This window comes from Billgrantia hypersalina, from assembly GCF_052584175.1.
This window is the reverse complement of sequence record NZ_JBMIQI010000009.1, coordinates 23,523-43,532: the sequence shown is the minus strand read 5'-3', so window position 1 is coordinate 43,532 and position 20,010 is coordinate 23,523. Positions and strand designations below refer to the sequence as shown.

Below are 20,010 nucleotides of genomic sequence, written 5' to 3'. Positions count from 1 at the left end.
ATGTTTGTCGCTACGCTCGGTTCTGCGCTCCGGCGGCGATCAGCCTCTCATCGCTCGCGCCATGAATCAGCGGCTTCCTCTTATAGGAGGAATATACGAAACCGCCCCCATGGCCAGGCCATGGGGGCGGTTTTGAGTTGCGGCGTCGAGTGCGGCTTACAGCGCGGTCTCGGCCTGCTCGGCTTCGAAGGCGGCCTTCTCTTCCGGGGTGATCTCCTTGATGGTGAGCTTCACGCGGTTGCGGTTGTCGATGTCGAGCACCTTGACCACCACGTCGTCACCCTCGTTGAGGAAATCGCGCACGTCGTTGACACGCTCGGGCACGATCTGCGAGATGTGTACCAGGCCGTCGGTGCCCGGCATGATGTTGACGAAGGCACCGAAGTCAGCGATCCGCACCACCTTGCCTCGGTAGAGCTTGCCGATCTCGGCTTCGGCGGTAATCGACAGCACGATGTCGATGGCCTTCTTGGCCGCCGCCTTGTCCTCGGCGTAGATACGTACGGTGCCATCATCGTCGAGGTCGATGGAAGCGCCAGTGTCCTCGCAAATCTTGCGGATGGTGGCGCCGCCCTTGCCGATGACGTCGCGGATCTTCTCCGGGTCGATCTTGATGGTAGCCATCGAGGGCGCGTTCTCAGAGACCTCGGAACGGCTCTGGCTGATCACCGTGTTCATCTGCTCGAGGATGTGCTGGCGAGCCTCGTGGGCCTGCTGCAGGGCGATCTCCATGATCTCCTCGTTGATGCCCTCGATCTTGATGTCCATCTGCAGGGCGGTAACGCCGGAGGCTGAACCGGCCACCTTGAAGTCCATGTCGCCCAGGTGATCCTCGTCACCGAGGATGTCGGTGAGTACGGCGAAGCCGTCGTCATCCTTCACCAGGCCCATGGCTATGCCGGCCACCGGGGCCTTCATCGGCACACCGGCATCCATCAGCGCCAGCGAGGCACCGCATACCGAAGCCATGGAGCTGGAGCCGTTGGACTCGGTGATTTCGGAAACCACGCGGATGGTATAGGGGAAATCCGCCTCGTCGGGCAGCATGGCCTGCACGCCGCGGCGTGCCAGGCGGCCGTGGCCGATCTCGCGGCGCTTGGGGCCCCCCATGAAGCCGGCCTCGCCCACGCTGTAGGGCGGAAAGTTGTAATGCAGCAGGAAGCGATCCTTGCGCTCGCCTTCCAGCGACTCGATCAGCTGGGCGTCACGCAGGGTACCCAGGGTCGCGATGACGATGGCCTGGGTCTCGCCGCGGGTGAAAATCGCCGAACCGTGGGTCTTGGGCAGGCTGCCCACTTCGATGGCCAGCGGGCGCACGGTCTTCTGGTCGCGGCCGTCGATGCGCGGCTCGCCCTTGATCACCCGCGAACGCACCACGCGCTTCTCGAGGCTGGCGAAGGCGCTCTTGACCTCATCGGGATCGAATGCCCCCTCCTCCTCGCCGGCCAGCTGCACCACCGCCTGCTCCTTGAGCGCTGACAGGGCGTCCTGGCGGGCCATCTTGTCAGTGATGCGATAGGCGTCGCCGACCTTGGCCTCGAAGGCCGTGGCGACAGCCTGCTTGAGCGCGGTGTTCTCGGCGGGAGGCTGCCAGTCCCACTTGGGCTTGCCGGCTTCGGCGACCAGTTCGTTGATCGCGCTGATGGCCGTTTGCATCTCCTGATGCGCATAGAGCACGGCACCGAGCATTTCGTCCTCGAGCAGCTCCTCGGCCTCGGACTCGACCATCAGCACGGCCTTCTCGGTACCGGCGACGACCATGTCCAGCTCGGAGCTGGTGAGCTCTTCCACGGTGGGGTTGAGGAAGTAGCCCTTCTCCTCGTTGAAACCGACGCGGGCAGCACCGATGGGGCCATTGAACGGCACCCCCGAGATCGCCAGCGCGGCGGACGTGCCGAGCATGGCGGCGATGTCCGGGTCATGGTTGCGGTCGGTGGAGAGCACCGTGCAGATGACCTGCACCTCGTTCATGAAGCCCTTGGGGAAGAGCGGGCGGATCGGGCGGTCGATCAGCCGTGAGGTCAGCGTCTCCTTCTCGGTGGGACGCCCCTCGCGCTTGAAGAAGCCGCCGGGAATCTTGCCGACCGCGTAGGTCTTTTCCTGATAGTGAACGGAAAGGGGGAAGAACGGCTGGCTGGGGTTGGCTTCCTTGCGGGCGACGACGGTACACAGCACCACGGTTTCATCCATGGTGACCAGAACGGCACCGGTGGCCTGGCGGGCGATGCGTCCAGTTTCCAGGGTAACGGTGCTACGTCCGTACTGAAACGTTTTCTTGACCGGATTCACGGCGACTTCCTTCAACTTTTCTCTACATGTATGGGTCGTTTTTGACTCGGCGACCATTTTAGGGGTTGACGCGCGCGAGAGCCACCTATACCGCCGTTATCGACCCCAGAAACGCAAAACGGGCAGCCCTGAGGCTGCCCGTTTCGTACCCGGCGTCGCGTCGATTAACGACGCAGACCCAGGCGCTGGATCAGTGCCTGATAGCGCGACAGGTCCTTGCGCTTCAGGTAGTCCAGCAGCTTGCGGCGCTGGTTGACCATGCGGATCAGGCCACGACGAGAGTGGTGATCCTGCTTGTTGGTCTTGAAGTGGTCCTGCAGCCCGTCGATGTTGGCGGTCAGCAGGGCCACCTGAACCTCGGGGGAACCGGTGTCGTTGTCGCCACGACCGAATTCCTTGACGATTTCGGCCTTCTGTTCAGCGGTAAGTGCCATCTGTTTCTCCAGTAAGCAATATGCCTGAAACGTGAATGTGTGAGACCACGCATATTTGCAGTCTCGGGCGTCTCTCCCTTCGGGGCAGCACTCGCGCCGCCCTCAGCCGGCCACCGTGCTGAGCAGCCGTTTCGGCGCCACTTCCTGTGGCCCCGTCACCACGCCGAGGCCAATGAAGTCCTCGCCGCAGTAGAGTCTCGCCGTCGCCCCGGAGGCGATGGCGGTAGGCTCGATGCTGGCCGTCTGGCCGTGTACGAGCCGTTGTCTCGCCATGTCGCTCAAGTCAAGACGTGGCAGGTGTGCCACCAGCACATCGACGGGCATCAGCCTCGCCTCGCGCTCACTCTGACCCGGCAGCGACTCGAGGGTTTCCAGCGCCAGCATGCCCTCGCTGGCGAAGGGGCCGGTGGCGAGCCGCCGCAGGGCGGTGATGTGCGCTCCACAGCCCAGCGCACGCCCGATGTCCTCAGCCAGGGTACGAATGTACGTCCCCTTGCTCACCCGTACCTCGAGCTCGAAGGCATCATCCTCGAAGGCGAGCAGCCGGGCATCATACACCGTCACTCGTCGCACTGCACGCTCGACACTCTTGCCCTCACGGGCCAGCTCGTAGAGCTTGCGCCCCTGGTGCTTGAGCGCTGAATACATCGGCGGCACCTGCTCGATCTCGCCGCGAAAGCGTTCCAGCACACGTTCGACATCCTCCGCCGCCAGCGGCGGCACCGAGCAGCGCTCGATCACCTCGCCCTCGGCATCCCCGGTATCGGTCACCGTTCCGAGCTGGACCCGGGTGCGATAGACCTTGTCGGCCTCGAGCAGATGGGCCGAGAACTTGGTCGCCTCACCCAGACAGACCGGCAGCAGCCCCGTTGCCATGGGGTCCAGCGTGCCGGTATGACCCGCCTTCTGCGCCTGCAGCGCACGCCGCGCCCGTTGCAGGGCGTGATTGCTCGAAGCGCCCTTGGGCTTGTCGAGTAGCAGCACGCCGTTGACGGGCAGTCCGCGACGACGCCTTGCCATCAGCCGCGCTCTCCCTCGTCGCCGTTGCCCGGTTCGCCTTCATCGCCTTCATTGCGAGCCCGGTCGCTGGAGACGGCCTCGTCGATCAGAGAAGAGAGCCGCTGTCCACGCACCACGCTCTCGTCGTAGTGGAAGCGCAACTCCGGCACGTGACGCAGCTTGATGCGCCGGGCGATCTGGCTACGCAGGAAACCCGCGGCCTGCTTGAGAACCTTGAGGTTCTCCTTGATGCGCTCGGGGCTGTCCTCGCCCAGCAGGGTCACGTAGACGTCGGCATAGCCGAGGTCACGGCTGACCGTGACCCCGCTGACGGTCACCATGCCCAGGCGTGGATCCTTGACCTCGCGCTGGATCAGCATGGCCAGCTCTTTCTGCAACTGGTCGCCGACCCGGTCGGTACGCTTGAACTCGCGCATGCTCCACTCCCGCTGCGATTACAGCGTCCGCTCGACCCTGACCTGGTCGAAGACCTCGATCTTGTCGCCGACCTGGACGTCGTTGTAGTTCTTCACGCCGATGCCGCACTCCATGCCGCTGCGCACTTCCTGCACGTCGTCCTTGAAGCGGCGCAGCGACTCGAGCTCGCCTTCGTAGATGACCACGTTGTCGCGCAGCACGCGGATCTTCTTGTTACGGAAGACAGTGCCCTCGACCACCATGCAGCCGGCCACGGCGCCGATCTTGGGCGCGCGGAAGACGTCGCGAACCTCGGCCACGCCGACGATCTCTTCCTTCCACTCCGGCGCCAGCATGCCGCTCATGGCCTGCTTGACCTCGTCGATAAGCTGGTAGATGACGCTGTAGTAGCGCAGGTCCAGCCCCTCGCGCTCGATGATCTCGCGGGCGGCAGCGTCGGCACGCACGTTGAAGCCGACTATGATCGCCTCGGAAGCCAGCGCCAGGTTGGCGTCGGTACCGGTGATGCCACCCACGCCGGAGGACACCACGGAAACCTGGACCTCGTCGGTGGAGAGCTCCTCCAGCGCGCCGCGGATCGCCTCCAGCGAGCCCTGCACGTCGGCCTTGAGCACGATGTTGACCTTGGCCACCTCGTCCTGGCCCATCTGGCTGAACATGTTCTCCAGCTTGGCCTTCTGCTGGCGCGCCAGGCGCACCTCGCGGTACTTGCCTTGACGGAAGTTGGCGACTTCGCGGGCCTTCCTCTCGTCGGCCACGACCATGAAGTCGTCGCCTGCCTCGGGCGTACCGTCGAGACCCTGGATTTCCACCGGCATGGCCGGCCCGGCCTCGTCGACCTGCTGGCCCAGTTCGTTGACCAGCGCCCGTATACGGCCGTAGTGCAGGCCGGCGAGCACGATGTCGCCCTTCTTCAGGGTACCGTTCTGGACGAGCACGGTGGCCACCGGGCCGCGGCCCTTGTCGAGACGCGACTCGACCACCACGCCCTTGCCCGGCGCTTCCGGCACCGCCTTGAGCTCGAGAACCTCGGACACCAGCAGCACGGCTTCGAGCAGCTCGTCAATGCCTTCGCCGGTCTTGGCCGAGACGTGGACGAACTGGGTGTCGCCGCCCCACTCTTCGGAGATGACCCCGTGCTGCGACAGCTCGTTCTTGACCCGGTCCGGGTCGGCGGACGGCTTATCGATCTTGTTGACCGCCACCACCATCGGCACGTTGGCTGCCTTGGAGTGTTCGACCGCCTCGATGGTCTGGGGCATGACACCGTCGTCAGCCGCCACGACCAGGATGACCACGTCGGTGGCCTTGGCGCCGCGGGCACGCATCGCGGTGAATGCCGCGTGGCCCGGGGTGTCGAGGAAAGTCACACCACCGTGCTCGTCCTCAACATGATAGGCACCGATGTGCTGGGTAATGCCGCCGGCTTCGCCGGTCGCCACCTTGGCCTGGCGGATGTAGTCCAGCAGCGAGGTCTTGCCGTGGTCGACGTGCCCCATGACCGTGACCACCGGGGAGCGGGTGATCTCCTCGCCCTCGTAGGAGATGCCCTCGAGCACCTCGGTCTCCAGCGCATCGTCCTTGACCAGCTTGGGCTTGTGGCCCATTTCCTCGACCACGATGGCCGCGGTGTCCTGGTCGATGGTCTGGTTGATGGTCACCGCCGCCCCCATGGTGAACATGGTCTTGATGACCTCGTTCGCCTTGATCGACATCTTGTCGGCCAGTTCGGCGACGCTGATCGACTCGGGGATCGAGACCTCGCGCACGATCGGCTGCGTCGGCTTCTGGAAACCGTGCTTGCCGCCGCCCTGGCTGGCCCCGCGGCGCCCGCCACGGCGCTCGGCGCGCTTGGCCTTCTTGCCGCCGCCACGACGACGCTCCTCGCGATCGCCGCGGTCGTCCTCGTCGCGATCGTGACGCCCCTTCTTGGCCGAAGCCTTCTTGGGCGGCGCGGTACGACGGTCGGTACGACCCTCCTTGGGCGGCGCGGGAGGCTCGGGCTCGCCGGTCGCGACCTCGGGCTCGGCCTCCAGGTCGGGCACCGGGATCTCGGTCTCGGTAGCTGCTTTGGAAGTCTCTGCCTTGGCGGCTTCCTCCTGGGAGGCCTGCTCGGCCTCAAGCGCCTTGGCTTGTTCGGCTTCGGCCTGTTCAGCCTGGCGCTTGGCCTGCGAATCGGCCATGTCACCGACAAGCTGGCGCGGGCCGGCTTCTTCCGCAGGCTCGGGCGCCGGCGCTTCTTCCTCATCGGCACGCTTGACGTAGGTACGCTTCTTGCGCACCTGGACCTCGATGGTCTTGCCGCGCTCGCCGGTCTTGATCCGGCTGCGTGTCTTGCGCGTCAGGGTGATGCGATTGCGCGCGCCCGCACCGGTGCCGCCGTGGCTCTTGGTCAGGTAGTCGAGCAGCTTGCGCTTGTCCTCTTCGGACACGGCGTCGCTTTCGGACTTGTGCTCAAGCCCGGCTTCCTTCATCTGTTCCAGCAGGCGGGGCACGTCGCGCCCTACCTTCGCTGCGAAATCTTTTACGGTCATTTCCGACATCTCGACCCTCCTCAGCCCGTGACCCGTTTACTGTTCGCTCTCGAACCAGGGCGCACGGGCAGTCATGATCAGTGCTGCAGCGCGCTCCTCGTCCATGCCCTCGATATCCATCAGATCGTCGACTGACTGCTCGGCGAGGTCTTCCATGGTGACGATGCCCCGGCTGGCCAGGATAAAGGCCAGGTGACGCTCCATGCCGTCCATCTCCAGCAAGTCGTCGGCCGGCTGGGCGCCGTCCAGCTCCTCTTCGGAGGCGATGGCCAGCGTCAGCAGCTCATCCTTGGCGCGGGCTCGCAGTTCTTCCACCATGTCTTCGTCAAGCTCCTCGATCTCGAGCATCTCCTCGAGGGGCACGTAGGCAATTTCCTCCAGCGTGGTGAAGCCCTCCTCAACCAGCAGCCGGGCGAGGTCGTCCTCGACTCCCAGGTGCTCGATGAAATGCTCGACCAGGCTGTCGATCTCCTGCTCGCGCTTGTCCTCCGCCTCACCCTCGGTCATGACGTTGATCCGCCAGCCGGTGAGTTCGGAAGCCAGGCGCACGTTCTGTCCGCTGCGACCGATGGCCTGGGCCAGGTTGTCCTCGGCCACGGCCACGTCCATGGCATGCGCATCCTCGTCGACAAGGATAGAGGCGACATCGGCCGGTGCCATGGCGTTGATGACGAGCTGCGCGGGGTTGTCGTCCCACAGGATGATGTCGACCCGCTCGTTCTGCAGTTCGCTCGACACCGCCTGCACGCGTGAACCGCGCATGCCCACGCAGGCGCCCACCGGGTCGATGCGACGGTCGTTGGTCTTGACCGCGATCTTGGCTCGCGAACCGGGATCGCGGGCCGCCCCCTTGATCTCGATGAGCTGCTCGGCGATCTCGGGCACCTCGATCTTGAACAGCTCGATGATCAGCTCGGGGCAGGTCCGCGACAGGATCAGCTGGGCGCCGCGCGCCTCGGCATCGACCTTGACCAGCAGGGCGCGCACGCGGTCGTTCATGCGATAACGCTCGCCGGGAATCATCTCGCTGCGAGGCAGGAAGGCTTCGGCATTGTCGCCAAGGTCGATGATGAGGCCATCACGGGTCGTCTTCTTGACGATACCCGCGACCAGCTCGCCTTCGCGCTCGGCGTATTGACGCACCACTTCCGCGCGCTCGGCTTCGCGCACCTTCTGCACAATGACCTGCTTGGCGGTCTGGGCGGCGATACGGCCGAAGGCGGCGTTCTCGATTTGCTCCTCGACCACGTCACCCAGCTTGAGCGGCGGTTCGCGACGCGCGGCGAAGGTCTCCTTGATCTCGGCATCGGGGTTCTCGAACTCATCGTCCTCCACCACTTCCCAGCGGCGAAAGGTTTCGTAGTCCCCGGTATTGCGGTCGATGTGCACCCGCACGCTGACCTCGCGGCCTTCGAAGCGCTTGCGAGATGCGCTGGCCAGTGCCGCTTCGACAGCCGCGAAGATCACTTCGCGGGGCACGCCCTTTTCATTGGAGATCGCATCGACGACCGTCAGTATTTCTTTATTCATGCCTTTGCCTCGCCAGAAAACCTGTTCTCTTGCATCGAACTCGGCCTGTGCCGCCTCAGTCCTCGAACCGGGGAATTACCCGCGCCTGGTCAATGCTCTCAATGGGAAAGCAGTACTCCTCGCCGTCGAGCTGCAACAGCACTTCGTCCTCTTCGACGCCAGCCAGCAGGCCCTGGAACTTGCGCCGCCCATCGAAGGGAACGCGCAGTTTCAGTGCCACCTCATGGCCCGCGAAACGGGCGAACTGGTCGAGGGAGAAAAGCGGTCGGTCCATGCCCGGCGACGATACCTCCAGGCGATATTCGCCCGGAATGGGATCTTCCACGTCGAGTACGGCACTGACTTGTCGACTGACATCGGCGCAGTGATCCACATTCACTCCTTCGGCATGGTCAATGTAGATCACCAGCCGGGAATGCTTACCTTGGGGGCGGTAATCGATGCCCCAGAGCTCGAATCCCATGGCGACCACCACCGGTTCGATCAGGGCGTACAGCGCAGCGTCCTTGAGTGCCACAGAGAAAGCTCCTACAGCCGTTGCATCAGGCACCTGGCCGGGAGTGAACAGGAAAGCTAGGTGGCTGATTGGCGTTGCCCGGATAAGCACTGCCGGCCAAGACCGACAGTAAGCTGCTAACAAAAAGCCCCTTCGCAGGAAGGGGCCTTTCACAAGAAACCTGTAGTACCACTTCCGGCATCTTGCATCCCGCTTGGATGCCTGCCGAAAAATGGTAGCGGGGACCGGATTTGAACCGATGACCTTCGGGTTATGAGCCCGACGAGCTACCAGACTGCTCCACCCCGCAACATTCCAGGTCGGCGATTGTAGACGCCAGCCTCCCCTGGGTCAAGACCTAAGGCGCGGCCACGTTTACAATTTCCTGGTGCCAATCCTGCTTCTGACGACTCACGACCCCATCAGGATCGCAGCGTTTCAGATGGTGCCGAAGGCGGGACTTGAACCCGCACGACCGTAAGGTCACTACCCCCTCAAGATAGCGTGTCTACCAATTCCACCACTTCGGCTTGCTTGACTGCCGGAACCGCGACTCAGTCGCCACTTTCCTCCAGCACTGGCGCGGTATTATCCACATCTCCGGCCTCGTCGTCAAGGGTCGGCAGGCCGCGCTGCTGCTCGATCAGACGCGCATCAGGGATGCCCGCTTCCGGCGCCTCGCTGGCCTGGCTGGCGAAATAGGCCAGCGTCAGCGAGGTGGCGAAGAAGCCCGCCGCCAGTATCGCTGTGGTGCGTGACAGGAAACCGCCGGAACCGCGCGAACCGAACACGGTCTGCGAGGCCCCGCCACCGAAGGCGGCGCCGGCTTCGGCGCCCTTGCCCTGCTGCAGCAGGATGAGAACGACCAGGGCGATGGCGACCGCCACATGGATCATGAGAATGGCAACTTGCATGGGTTAACCTGCTGACTGACAAATGGCTAGGAAATCGTCGACCTTGAGCGAAGCGCCGCCCACCAGGCCGCCGTCGATGTCGGGCTGGGCCAACAGCTCAGCCGCGTTGCCGGCGTTCATGCTGCCGCCGTACAGCAGGCGCAGACCTGCCGCAAGTTCACGGTCGTAGCCGGCCTGGTACTGGCGGATGCCCGCCATGACCTCCTGAGCCTGCTCCGGCGTGGCCGTGCGCCCGGTGCCGATGGCCCAGACCGGCTCATAGGCGATGATCACGCGCTGGCGTTGATCCGGCTCCAGGCGCGCCATCACATAGCCCACCTGGCGCAGCACCACCTCCATGGTCTTGTCGGCGTCGCGCTCCTCGAGGGTCTCGCCCACGCACAGGATCGGTGTGATATCGGCACCCAGCGCCGCCAGCAGCCGATCGTACACGGCCGCATCATCCTCACGGTAGAGCTGCCGCCGCTCGGAGTGGCCTACCAAGGCATACTCCACACCGAACTCCTTGAGCATGCGCCCGCTCACTTCGCCGGTGCGGGCACCGGAGTGGAGCGGGTTCAGGGTCTGCGCCCCCAGCCGCAGCGGCGTGCCTTCGAAGGCGTGCCGCGCCGCATCCAAATAGGGGAAGGGAGGCAGGATGACCACGTCCAGCGACGCCGGGAGCGCCTTCTCGGCAAAGGCATGACCGAAATTCTCGACCAGAGAGGCCGAACCGTTCATCTTCCAGTTCCCGGCAATCAGCGGCGTTCGCATGCGGCGTCCTCTTTCGAAGTGGTGCGAAATGGTATAGGAGCTGCCAAGTCAAGACAACCGCCGGAACGGTGTCAACCCAACTCTCCCTCGACGTCGGCAGCAAGGCGACTGGCCAATGCTTCGACATCGAGATGCGCCCGCCCTTCGACCATCACCCGGATCAACGGTTCGGTGCCCGAGGGACGCAACAGGACACGACCTTCCTCGCCAAGCTCCGCCTCCATTGCCGCCACGGCATCCTTCACTGCCGGACGTTCGATGAGCGACTTGGCATCGCTGCCCGGTGTCAGGCGCACGTTGACCAGCGCCTGGGGCACTTTCTCCAGCCCCGAGAGCAGGGCATGCAGCGGCTTGCCCTCGCTGATCATGATCGCCAGCACCTGCAGCGCCGAAACGATGCCGTCGCCGGTGCTCTGCACGTCGGCACAGACGATGTGACCGGAAGACTCGCCGCCAAGCTGCCAGCCTTTTTCCAGCAGGCGCTCGACCACGTAGCGGTCGCCGACCTTGACGCGCTCGAAGGGGATGTTCATGCGCTCGAGCGCCATGGCGAGCCCCAGGTTGGTCATCAGGGTCCCGACCACGCCACCGACGAGCTGGGCGCGCTCGTGACGATCGCGAGCGATCAGGTAGAGAATATCGTCACCGTCGATCTCGCGTCCGTCGGCATCGACCATCAGCACCCGGTCGCCATCGCCATCGAAGGCGATGCCCAGGTCGGCCCCTTGCTGGATCACAGCCGCGCGCAGGGTGGCCGGCGAAGTGGAGCCCACCTCGCGATTGATGTTGAGGCCGTCCGGGCTGGCACCGACCAGGCTGACCTCGGCACCGAGTTCGCGGAACACGCTGGGCGCAATGTGATAGGTGGCGCCGTGGGCGCAGTCGAGCACCATGCGCAGCCCATGCAGGTTGACCCGGTTGGGAATGGTCGATTTGCAGAACTCGATATAGCGGCCGGCGGCATCGTCGATTCGCATCGCCTTGCCCAGCCGGCTGGCGGCTACCGTGGTCAACGGCTCATCCAGCATCGCTTCGATGCGCTCCTCCAGCGTGTCGGCGAGCTTGGTGCCCTCGGTGGAGAAGAACTTGATCCCGTTGTCGGCGAAGGGGTTATGCGAGGCCGAGATGACGATACCGGCATCGGCACGGAAGGTGCGCGTGAGATAGGCGATGCCCGGCGTGGGCATCGGACCCAGCAGGGCCACGTCGACGCCGGCCGCCGACAGCCCCGCCTCGAGCGCCGATTCGAACATGTAGCCCGAGATGCGCGTGTCCTTGCCGATCAGCACTCGCGCTCGACCCGACTCCCGGGCCAGCACCCGGCCCATGGCCCAGCCCAACTTGAGCATGAAGTCAGGCGTGATGGGGTAATCCCCGACCGTTCCGCGGATGCCATCCGTACCGAAGTATTTTCTAGTCATGCTCGCAGCCTTCCCTTAGCACGGCCCAGGTCATGTTCACCGCATCCATGACCGGGCCGACGTCATGAACGCGAAGAATTCGGGCGCCTCGCTCGACCGCCAGCGAGGCCAATGCCAGCCCGCCCGGCAGCCGCTCCTCCACGGGCCGGCCCAGCACCTTGCCGATCAGGCTCTTGCGCGACATGCCGACGAGCACGGGCAGTTCGAGGGCAGCCAGCCGCTCCATGCGGTGGAGCAGGCGCAGATTGTGTTCGACGGTCTTGCCGAAGCCGAAGCCGGGGTCGATCAGCAGGCGCTCGCGGCGCAGGCCGGCCGCTTCGCAGGCAGCCACCCGTGCCGCCAGGAATCCGGCCACGGCGTCCTCGATGGGCTCATCATAGCGGGGCGCTTGCTGCATGTCCTGCGGCTCGCCCTGCATATGCATCAGGCATACCGGAAGCCCTGTGCCAAGCGCCGCCTCCAGCGCCCCCTCTCGCTGCAACGAACGTACGTCGTTGATCATGCCCGCACCCAGCTGGGCGGCCTGCTTCATGACCTCGGGGCTGCTCGTATCCACCGAGACCAGCGCGTCGAGCTCGCCCACCAGCCGCTCGACCACCGGGGCGACCCGGTCGAGCTCCTGCTGGGCGGTGACCGCCTGGGCGCCGGGACGAGTCGATTCGCCGCCCACGTCGATGATCGCCGCCCCTTCGGCCAGCATCCGCTCGGCATGGCGCAGCGCATCGTCGACGGCCACGTGACGGCCGCCGTCCGAGAAAGAGTCGGGGGTGACGTTGAGTATCCCCATGACCCGGGGATAGGAGAGATCGAGTCGATGCCGCCCACACGGCAGCCAGGTCGGCAAAGGGGTTTCCATCATGCGAAGAATCCTGTGACGCGGGCCGTGCCAGGACGCCCCATGGCAAAGGCGCCCCGGAGGGGCGCCTCAGTAAGATCGTCGGTCGTTATGACCCGGCGGGGCCGCCCAGCGGGTCGGAGGGCCGACGCCGAGTGTCCTCGTCCTCGTCTTCGTCGCCATGATCGCCGCTCGAGCCGTCACCTCCTGCGCTGCCGCTGTCGGTAGGCTCGGCCGCCGGCTCCTCGTCGCGTTTGGGCTCGGCTTCGCCGACAATCGGCGAACCGCTGCCGGAGTCGCCGTCTTCCCAATCCTTGGGCGGGCGTGGCTTGCGGCCTTCCATGATGTCGCGGAGCTGGTCGGCGTCGATGGTCTCGTACTGCATCAGCGCTTCGGCCATGGCGTCGAGCTTGTCGCGGTTCTCTTCGAGGATGCGCTTCGCCTCGGCATAGCATTCGTCGATGATCTTGCGCACTTCCTGGTCGAGCCGAGTCGTGGTCTCGCCGGACTTGAGCTTGCCGCCGCCCTGGCCGGGGCCGCCGAGGAACTGGTGCGACTCGTCCTCGTCGTACATGATCGGCCCCATGGTTTCGGAGAGACCCCACTTGGCGACCATGTTGTGGGCCAGTTCGGTGGCCCGCTTGATGTCGTTGGAAGCCCCGGTCGTGACGCCATTCGGCCCCAGCGTCATCTCCTCGGCGATACGGCCGCCGAACAGTGAGCAGATCTGGCTGATGATCTGCTGGCGCGACAGGCTGTAGCGATCCTGCTCGGGCAGGAACATGGTCACCCCCAGCGCACGTCCGCGCGGGATGATGGTGACCTTGTAGACCGGGTCATGCTCCGGCATCACCAGGCCGATGATGGCATGGCCCGACTCATGGTAGGCGGTGTTGAGTTTTTCCTTGTCAGTCATGACCATGGAGCGGCGCTCGGCGCCCATCATGATCTTGTCCTTGGCCAGCTCCAGCTCCTCCATGCCCACCAGGCGCTTGTTGCGCCGCGCGGCGAAGAGCGCCGCCTCGTTGACCAGGTTCGCCAGATCGGCGCCGGAGAAGCCCGGCGTGCCACGTGCGATCAGCGACGGCTTGACGTCGTCGGCCAGCGGTACCTTGCGCAGGTGCACATTGAGGATATGCTCGCGGCCACGTATATCGGGCAGCGGCACCACCACCTGGCGGTCAAAGCGGCCCGGGCGCAGCAGCGCGGGATCGAGCACGTCGGGGCGGTTGGTCGCGGCAATGACGATGATCCCCTCGTTGGCTTCGAAGCCGTCCATCTCGACCAGGAGCTGGTTGAGGGTCTGCTCACGCTCGTCGTTGCCACCGCCCATTCCGGCGCCGCGCGAGCGGCCTACAGCGTCGATCTCGTCAATGAAGATGATGCAGGGCGCCTGCTTCTTGGCCTGCTCGAACATGTCGCGCACGCGAGAGGCGCCCACCCCGACGAACATCTCGACGAAATCCGAGCCGGAGATGGAGAAGAACGGCACCTTGGCCTCGCCGGCGATAGACTTCGCCAGCAGCGTCTTCCCCGTACCCGGCGGACCCACCATCAGCACGCCGCGCGGAATGGTACCGCCCAGGCGCTGGAACTTGGAGGGATCACGCAGGAAGTCGACCAGCTCCTCGACTTCCTCCTTGGCCTCGTCGCAGCCGGCCACGTCAGCGAAGGTGGTCTTGATCTGGTCTTGCGAAAGCAGCTTGGCCTTGGATTTGCCGAAGCTCATCGGGCCGCCCTTGCCGCCACCGCCGCCCTGCATCTGGCGCATGAAGAACATGAAGATGGCGAGTATCAGCAGGATCGGGAAGCTGGCGATCAGTAGCCGGGTCCACAGGCTCTGCTCCTGGGGCTCCCTGCCGACCACGGTGACGTTATGGGCAAGCAGATCGTCGATCAGCTTGGGATCCTCCGCCGCCGGCCGGATGGTCTGGAACTGCGAGCCGTCGGCACGCTCCCCGGTGATGGTGTAGCCATCGATGGTCACGCTGCGGATCTGCTGATTCTGCACCTGCTCGACGAACTGGGAATAGTTCATCGTCTGCGGTGTGGAATCGACGCTGAAATTGTTGAACACCGTCAGCAGCACCGCCGCGATGACCAACCAGAGGATCAAATTCTTCGCCATATCATTCAAGGGACTACCCTCATTGCAAGCTACTCTCGGCCAACGATGCCTGGCTGTAAGACCACGCAGGGGCAGGCCATGTTCCGCCCGGCGGGACATGCCCGCACAGTTCCACACTGTGGCACAGTTGCGCGGCCGTGTCTGGCCATAGCACCGTTAGTCTAAGGCTATCATCGGACGCCAGGGCGGGTGACGCCGCGCACTGGCTCGTGTTTCGGGCCGAGCCGCGGCTCAGCCCCGATATCCATCCGCCAACAGGTAGACCTCGCGCGAACGGGCGCGGGAGGCTTCCGGCTTGCGGGTCGCCACCTTGGTAAAGCTGCCTCGCAGCTCCTTCAGGTAGGCGTCGAATCCTTCGCCCTGAAACACCTTGGCCAGGAAGCGGCCGCCAGGGCGCAACGTTTGCCGCGCCAAGTCGAGAGCCAGCTCCACCAGGTACATGGCCTGGGGCTGGTCGATGGCACTCATGCCACTCATATTGGGAGCCATGTCGGACATCACCAGATCCACCGGCCGTCCGGCGAGGGCCGAAAGTATCGCCTCGAGAACGGTGTCCTCGGTGAAGTCGCCCTGGATGAACTCGACCCCGGCCAAGCCGTCCATCTCAAGAATGTCGGAAGCGATCACCATCCCCTCCGGCCCCACGCGATCCGCCGCCACCTGACTCCAGCCGCCCGGGGCGGCCCCCAGGTCGATCACGCTCATGCCGGGCTTGAACAACCGGTCCTTGTCGTCGAGCGCAAGCAGCTTGTAGCTGGCACGGCTGCGGTAACCATCCTGCCAGCTCTGCTGGACGAAGCGGTCGTCGAAGTGCTCCTTGAGCCAGCCGGCACTGCTCTTGCTGGCGCCACGCTGTCGGCGTGAAGGGTCGGACGCACCGTCGCGAGAGGAGGAAGTGGATCGAGCCACACGATCACCTTGACAGAAAAAGCCGAACGACACGCAGGCTCGGCGGCCTGGTTCGGTATGATGCGGAGCTGGTCGAGGGCCGACAAGGCCTTGCTACGCTTTCGCCGGGACACATTTCACCGTACCATGACAGGTTACGCGCAACCGGGAAGACGCAAGATACCATGAGCTTGTCACAGGCACAAAAGAAAGCATTCCGCAGCATCGGCCATCATCTGAACCCGGTCGTCACGGTCTCCGAGAACGGCGTCTCCGAGGGCGTGCTGGCCGAGCTCGACCGCGCGCTGGCCGATCACGAACTGATCAAGGTGAAGCTGGCCCTGGCCGAGCGTGACGATCGTGCCGCCATGCTGGAGGAACTACTGAATGCCAGCGGCGCCGAGCGCGTTCAGACCATCGGCAAGATGGCACTGCTCTATCGCCGGAACCCCAAGGCCAACCCGAAGCTTTCCAACGTCCAGCGCTTCGAGAATCACCACGGGCGCCACTGAGACCCCTTGTGCCAGCCGAAGCCCGCAGCACGACACAAAAGTCCGCGACATGATGTCGCGGGCTTTTTCGTACAGGATCGCCTGCCGACGGCTCAGAGGTGCTGCACGCTCGCGATCTCGTATTCGACCTCGCCGCCCGGCGTAGCGACCACCACCACGTCGCCCTCCTCCTTGCCGATCAGCGCGCGGGCGATGGGCGAGGTAACGGATATCTTGCCGCTCTTGATGTCGGCCTCGTCCTCGCCAACGATCTGATAGCTGACCTCCTCGTCGTTGCCGAGGTTGATCAACTCGACGGTGACGCCAAAGATCACCTTGCCGGTCTGGGGCAGCTTCTGCACGTCGATCACCTGGGCATTGGAGAGCTTGCTCTCGATCTCCTGGATACGCCCCTCGATGAAGCCCTGCTGCTCGCGTGCCGCGTGATACTCGGCGTTCTCCTTGAGGTCGCCGTGTTCACGAGCCTCGGCAATTGCGGCGATCACCCTGGGGCGCGCCTCGCCCTTGAGTTCCTCGAGTTCCTTGCGCAGGCGTGCCTCGCCGGCAACGGTCATCGGGACCTTGTTCATTGCGTTGCTCCTGCATGCAGTTCCTGTAACCGCCGCACCGTAATCGCGTTGCCGTACGCCAGTGCCATGCAAACGGCACTCGCCCCTGCCAGGGTGGTGGCATAGGGCACCTTGCGGGCCAGCGCGGTACGACGGATCACCGAGGAGTCGTTGATCGCCTGGCGACCCTCGGTGGTATTGACGATGTAGGCGATGTCGTCGTTCTTCAACAGATCGACGATATGCGGACGACCTTCGTAAACCTTGTTCACGACCTCGACCTCGAGGCCAGCGGCTTCGAGGGCAGCGGCAGTGCCGCGGGTCGCGCACAGGGTGAAACCCAATCCTAGCAGAGATTGTGCAATCTCGATAACTCCGGCCTTGTCCGGCTCGCGCACAGAAAGGAACGCCTTGCGCTCGCCGCTGAGCGCGGGGATCGCCTCGCCGGCGCCCAATTGAGCCTTGTAGAAGGCCTCGGCGAAGGTGTCGCCGCTGCCCATCACCTCGCCGGTGGACTTCATCTCCGGCGACAGGATGGGGTCGACGCCGGGGAACTTGTTGAACGGGAACACCGCCTCCTTGACGCTGTAGAAGTGCGGCACGATCTCGCGGGTGAAGCCCTGCTCGGCCAGGGTCTTGCCGGCCATGCAGCGAGCGGCGACCTGGGCCAGCGAGGTCCCGATGCACTTGGAGACGAAGGGCGCGGTGCGCGAGGCACGCGGATTGACCTCGATGACGTAGATCTCGCCGTCCTGCCAGGCCAGCTGCACGTTCATCAGACCCACCACGCCGAGCTCGACGGCCATGCGCTTGACCTGATCGCGCATTTCGTCCTGCACCTCGGGGGGCAGCGAGTAGGGCGGTAGCGCGCACGCCGAGTCGCCGGAGTGCACGCCGGCCTGCTCGATGTGCTGCATGATCCCGCCGATCACCACCTCATGGCCGTCGGAAACGGCATCGATGTCGATCTCGATGGCCGCATTGAGGAAGTGGTCGAGCAGTACCGGCGAATCGTTGGAGACCTTGACCGCGTGGGTCATGTAGTTTTCCAGCTCATCGGCGGAGTAGACGATCTCCATGGCGCGACCGCCGAGCACGTAGCTCGGGCGCACCACCAGCGGGTAGCCGATCGCCTCGGCCTTGAGGAAGGCCTCGTCGAAGCTGCGCGCGGTGGCGTTGGGCGGCTGCTTGAGACCCAGCTTGTCGATCATCTGCTGGAAGCGCTCACGGTCCTCGGCACGGTCGATGGCGTCCGGCGTGGTGCCGATGATCGGCACGCCGGCGGCCTCGAGTTCGCGGGCGAGCTTGAGCGGGGTCTGGCCGCCGAACTGCACGATCACGCCGGTCGGCCGCTCCTTGTCGGCGATCTCCAGCACGTCCTCCAGGGTAACCGGCTCGAAGTAGAGACGATCGGAGGTGTCGTAGTCGGTGGAGACGGTTTCCGGGTTGCAGTTGACCATGATGGTTTCATAGCCGTCGTCGCGCATGGCGAAGGCGGCATGGACGCAGCAGTAGTCGAACTCGATGCCCTGGCCGATGCGGTTGGGCCCACCGCCCAGCACCATGATCTTCTTGCGCTCGGAGACCTCGGCCTCGCACTCCTCCTCGTAGGTGGAGTACATGTAGGCGGTATCCGAGGCGAACTCGGCGGCACAGGTGTCGACGCGCTTGTAGACCGGGCGGATGCCGGCCTTCTGGCGCGTGCGGCGGAACTCCTTCTCTGAGACGCCGAGCAGCCTGGCCAGGCGCGCATCGGAAAAGCCCTTGCGCTTGAGGCCGAACAGCTCGCGCGGCGAAAGCTCGGAGAGGGAGCGCTTGGCCAGACCCTGCTCGATGTGCACCAGGTCTTCCAGCTGGACCAGGAACCAGGGGTCGATCTTGGTCAGGGCGAAGACCTCCTCCACGCTCATGCCGGCGCGCATGGCGTCGGCGACGTAGAAGATGCGCTCGGCGCCGGCGGCCTGCAGCTCGCCCTTGATCTGCGCCATGGCGTCGTCGGTGAACTCCCCGTCCTTGAGTTCAGGAAACTTGGGATCGAGGCCGTCGTTGCCGGTCTCGAGCCCACGCAACGCTTTCTGCAGCGACTCCTGGAACGTGCGTCCGATGGCCATCACCTCGCCCACCGATTTCATCTGGGTGGTCAGACGATCGTTGGCCTGGGGGAACTTCTCGAAGGTGAAGCGCGGAATCTTGGTGACCACATAGTCGATCGACGGCTCGAACGAAGCCGGGGTGCGTCCGCCGGTGATGTCGTTGGAGAGTTCGTCAAGGGTGTAGCCCACCGCCAGCTTGGCGGCGATCTTGGCGATCGGAAAGCCGGTGGCCTTGGAGGCCAGCGCCGAGGAGCGCGACACCCGCGGGTTCATCTCGATCACCACCATGCGGCCGGTATCCGGGTCGACGCCGAACTGCACGTTGGAGCCACCGGTCTCGACGCCGATCTCGCGCAGCACCGCAAGCGATGCGTCGCGCATGATCTGGTACTCCTTGTCGGTCAGCGTCTGCGCTGGCGCCACGGTAATGGAGTCGCCGGTGTGGATGCCCATGGGGTCGAAGTTCTCGATGGAACAGACGATGATGCAGTTGTCGTTCTTGTCGCGAACGACCTCCATCTCGTACTCCTTCCAGCCCAGCAGCGACTCGTCGATGAGCAGCTCATGGTTGTTGGAAAGCTCGAAGCCGCGGGTGCAGATCTCCTCGAACTCCTCCTTGTTGTAGGCCACGCCGCCGCCGGAGCCGCCCATGGTGTAGGAAGGGCGGATGATCACCGGGAAGCCCAGCGACTCCTGGATGCGCCAGGCCTCCTCCATGGTGTGGGCCACCTCGGCCTTGGGGCACTCCAGGCCGATGCGCTTCATGGCCTGGTCGAAGAGGTCGCGATCCTCGGCCTTGTTGATGGCGTCGGCGTTGGCGCCGATCATCTCCACGCCGTATTTTTCCAGCACACCGTGCTTGTCGAGGTTCAGTGCACAGTTGAGCGCCGTCTGCCCGCCCATGGTAGGCAGGATGGCGTCGGGACGCTCGGCCTCGATGATCTTCTCCACCGCCTGCCAGGTGATCGGCTCGATGTAGGTCGCATCGGCCATGGCCGGGTCGGTCATGATGGTGGCCGGGTTGGAGTTGACCAGGATGACCCGGTAGCCCTCCTCGCGCAGCGCCTTGCAGGCCTGGGCGCCGGAGTAGTCGAACTCGCACGCCTGGCCGATGACGATGGGGCCGGCGCCAATGATCAGGATACTGTTGATGTCGGTACGCTTGGGCATGGTGCTCCCCGCAAAATAAGGTGGCGAA

16 protein-coding genes and 2 tRNA genes are annotated in these 20,010 nt (G+C 64.7%); 1 reads left to right on the top strand and 17 read right to left on the bottom strand.

What is annotated here, in order from left to right; all coding sequences use genetic code 11:
- Positions 1–156: 156 nt before the first annotated feature.
- From pnp to rlmE, 15 genes are all read right to left on the bottom strand, one after another.
- The gene (pnp, locus tag ACOJCM_RS06480) at positions 157–2,289 is read right to left on the bottom strand and encodes a polyribonucleotide nucleotidyltransferase (RefSeq protein ID WP_445211250.1); all 2,133 of its coding nucleotides are present in this window, start codon (positions 2,287–2,289) and stop codon (positions 157–159) included.
- Between the two features lie 164 nt (positions 2,290–2,453).
- Positions 2,454–2,723: a 30S ribosomal protein S15 gene (rpsO, locus tag ACOJCM_RS06475; protein ID WP_445211249.1), complete on the bottom strand. Its 270-nt coding sequence runs from the start codon at positions 2,721–2,723 to the stop codon at positions 2,454–2,456.
- A 102-nt stretch (positions 2,724–2,825) separates the two neighbouring features.
- Complete coding sequence (gene truB, locus ACOJCM_RS06470) at positions 2,826–3,743, bottom strand: tRNA pseudouridine(55) synthase TruB (protein ID WP_445211248.1); 918 nt, start codon at positions 3,741–3,743, stop codon at positions 2,826–2,828.
- Positions 3,743–4,159, bottom strand: a complete 417-nt coding sequence (gene rbfA, locus ACOJCM_RS06465) for a 30S ribosome-binding factor RbfA (protein ID WP_445211247.1) — start codon at positions 4,157–4,159, stop codon at positions 3,743–3,745. Before rbfA ends, truB begins: the two co-directional genes overlap by 1 nt.
- Positions 4,160–4,177: 18 nt before the next feature.
- Complete coding sequence (gene infB / locus ACOJCM_RS06460; RefSeq protein WP_445211246.1) at positions 4,178–6,703, bottom strand: translation initiation factor IF-2; 2,526 nt, start codon at positions 6,701–6,703, stop codon at positions 4,178–4,180.
- 27 nt (positions 6,704–6,730) lie between these two features.
- On the bottom strand, positions 6,731–8,224 hold the full coding sequence (gene nusA / locus ACOJCM_RS06455; protein ID WP_445211245.1) for a transcription termination factor NusA: 1,494 nt from the start codon (positions 8,222–8,224) through the stop codon (positions 6,731–6,733).
- Positions 8,225–8,279: 55 nt separating this feature from the next.
- Positions 8,280–8,741: a ribosome maturation factor RimP gene (gene rimP / locus ACOJCM_RS06450; protein ID WP_445211244.1), complete on the bottom strand. Its 462-nt coding sequence runs from the start codon at positions 8,739–8,741 to the stop codon at positions 8,280–8,282.
- A gap of 212 nt (positions 8,742–8,953) precedes the next feature.
- Positions 8,954–9,030: transfer RNA gene (locus tag ACOJCM_RS06445), tRNA-Met, on the bottom strand.
- A 133-nt stretch (positions 9,031–9,163) separates the two neighbouring features.
- Positions 9,164–9,250, bottom strand: a tRNA-Leu gene (locus tag ACOJCM_RS06440).
- A 24-nt stretch (positions 9,251–9,274) separates the two neighbouring features.
- Entirely contained in the window at positions 9,275–9,634 is a 360-nt protein-coding gene (secG, locus tag ACOJCM_RS06435; protein WP_445211243.1) for a preprotein translocase subunit SecG, read from the bottom strand.
- A 3-nt stretch (positions 9,635–9,637) separates the two neighbouring features.
- Entirely contained in the window at positions 9,638–10,387 is a 750-nt protein-coding gene (gene tpiA, locus ACOJCM_RS06430) for a triose-phosphate isomerase (protein ID WP_445211242.1), read from the bottom strand.
- A 71-nt stretch (positions 10,388–10,458) separates the two neighbouring features.
- Positions 10,459–11,808, bottom strand: a complete 1,350-nt coding sequence (gene glmM, locus ACOJCM_RS06425; RefSeq protein WP_445211241.1) for a phosphoglucosamine mutase — start codon at positions 11,806–11,808, stop codon at positions 10,459–10,461.
- Positions 11,801–12,667, bottom strand: coding sequence for a dihydropteroate synthase (gene folP / locus ACOJCM_RS06420; RefSeq protein ID WP_445211240.1), 867 nt, complete (start codon positions 12,665–12,667; stop codon positions 11,801–11,803). Before folP ends, glmM begins: the two co-directional genes overlap by 8 nt.
- 85 nt (positions 12,668–12,752) lie before the next feature.
- Positions 12,753–14,780, bottom strand: coding sequence for an ATP-dependent zinc metalloprotease FtsH (ftsH, locus tag ACOJCM_RS06415; RefSeq protein WP_445211239.1), 2,028 nt, complete (start codon positions 14,778–14,780; stop codon positions 12,753–12,755).
- Between the two features lie 222 nt (positions 14,781–15,002).
- The gene (gene rlmE, locus ACOJCM_RS06410) at positions 15,003–15,680 is read right to left on the bottom strand and encodes a 23S rRNA (uridine(2552)-2'-O)-methyltransferase RlmE (protein ID WP_445211238.1); all 678 of its coding nucleotides are present in this window, start codon (positions 15,678–15,680) and stop codon (positions 15,003–15,005) included.
- 164 nt (positions 15,681–15,844) lie between these two features.
- On the opposite strand from rlmE, the gene yhbY reads away from it, so the two are divergent.
- Complete coding sequence (yhbY, locus tag ACOJCM_RS06405) at positions 15,845–16,171, top strand: ribosome assembly RNA-binding protein YhbY (protein ID WP_445211237.1); 327 nt, start codon at positions 15,845–15,847, stop codon at positions 16,169–16,171.
- Between the two features lie 92 nt (positions 16,172–16,263).
- Here yhbY and greA read toward each other — a convergent pair whose 3' ends face one another.
- Positions 16,264–16,740 carry a transcription elongation factor GreA gene (gene greA / locus ACOJCM_RS06400; RefSeq protein ID WP_445211236.1) on the bottom strand — a complete coding sequence of 159 codons (477 nt, stop codon included), beginning with the start codon at positions 16,738–16,740 and terminating at the stop codon, positions 16,264–16,266.
- Complete coding sequence (gene carB, locus ACOJCM_RS06395) at positions 16,737–19,982, bottom strand: carbamoyl-phosphate synthase large subunit (RefSeq protein ID WP_445211235.1); 3,246 nt, start codon at positions 19,980–19,982, stop codon at positions 16,737–16,739. The genes greA and carB overlap by 4 nt, the downstream gene beginning before the upstream one ends.
- Positions 19,983–20,010: the final 28 nt, after the last annotated feature.

Excerpts from the sequence above, each read along its gene's own strand:
- rbfA (WP_445211247.1), bottom strand. The coding sequence starts at position 4,159 with ATGCGCGAGTTCAAGCGTACCGACCGGGTCGGCGACCAGTTGCAGAAA.
- yhbY (WP_445211237.1), top strand. The coding sequence starts at position 15,845 with ATGAGCTTGTCACAGGCACAAAAGAAAGCATTCCGCAGCATCGGCCAT.
- nusA (WP_445211245.1), bottom strand. The coding sequence starts at position 8,224 with ATGAATAAAGAAATACTGACGGTCGTCGATGCGATCTCCAATGAAAAG.
- greA (WP_445211236.1), bottom strand. The coding sequence starts at position 16,740 with ATGAACAAGGTCCCGATGACCGTTGCCGGCGAGGCACGCCTGCGCAAG.
- carB (WP_445211235.1), bottom strand. The coding sequence starts at position 19,982 with ATGCCCAAGCGTACCGACATCAACAGTATCCTGATCATTGGCGCCGGC.
- tpiA (WP_445211242.1), bottom strand. The coding sequence starts at position 10,387 with ATGCGAACGCCGCTGATTGCCGGGAACTGGAAGATGAACGGTTCGGCC.
- truB (WP_445211248.1), bottom strand. The coding sequence starts at position 3,743 with ATGGCAAGGCGTCGTCGCGGACTGCCCGTCAACGGCGTGCTGCTACTC.
- secG (WP_445211243.1), bottom strand. The coding sequence starts at position 9,634 with ATGCAAGTTGCCATTCTCATGATCCATGTGGCGGTCGCCATCGCCCTG.
- glmM (WP_445211241.1), bottom strand. The coding sequence starts at position 11,808 with ATGACTAGAAAATACTTCGGTACGGATGGCATCCGCGGAACGGTCGGG.
- infB (WP_445211246.1), bottom strand. The coding sequence starts at position 6,703 with ATGTCGGAAATGACCGTAAAAGATTTCGCAGCGAAGGTAGGGCGCGAC.
- rpsO (WP_445211249.1), bottom strand. The coding sequence starts at position 2,723 with ATGGCACTTACCGCTGAACAGAAGGCCGAAATCGTCAAGGAATTCGGT.
- folP (WP_445211240.1), bottom strand. The coding sequence starts at position 12,667 with ATGATGGAAACCCCTTTGCCGACCTGGCTGCCGTGTGGGCGGCATCGA.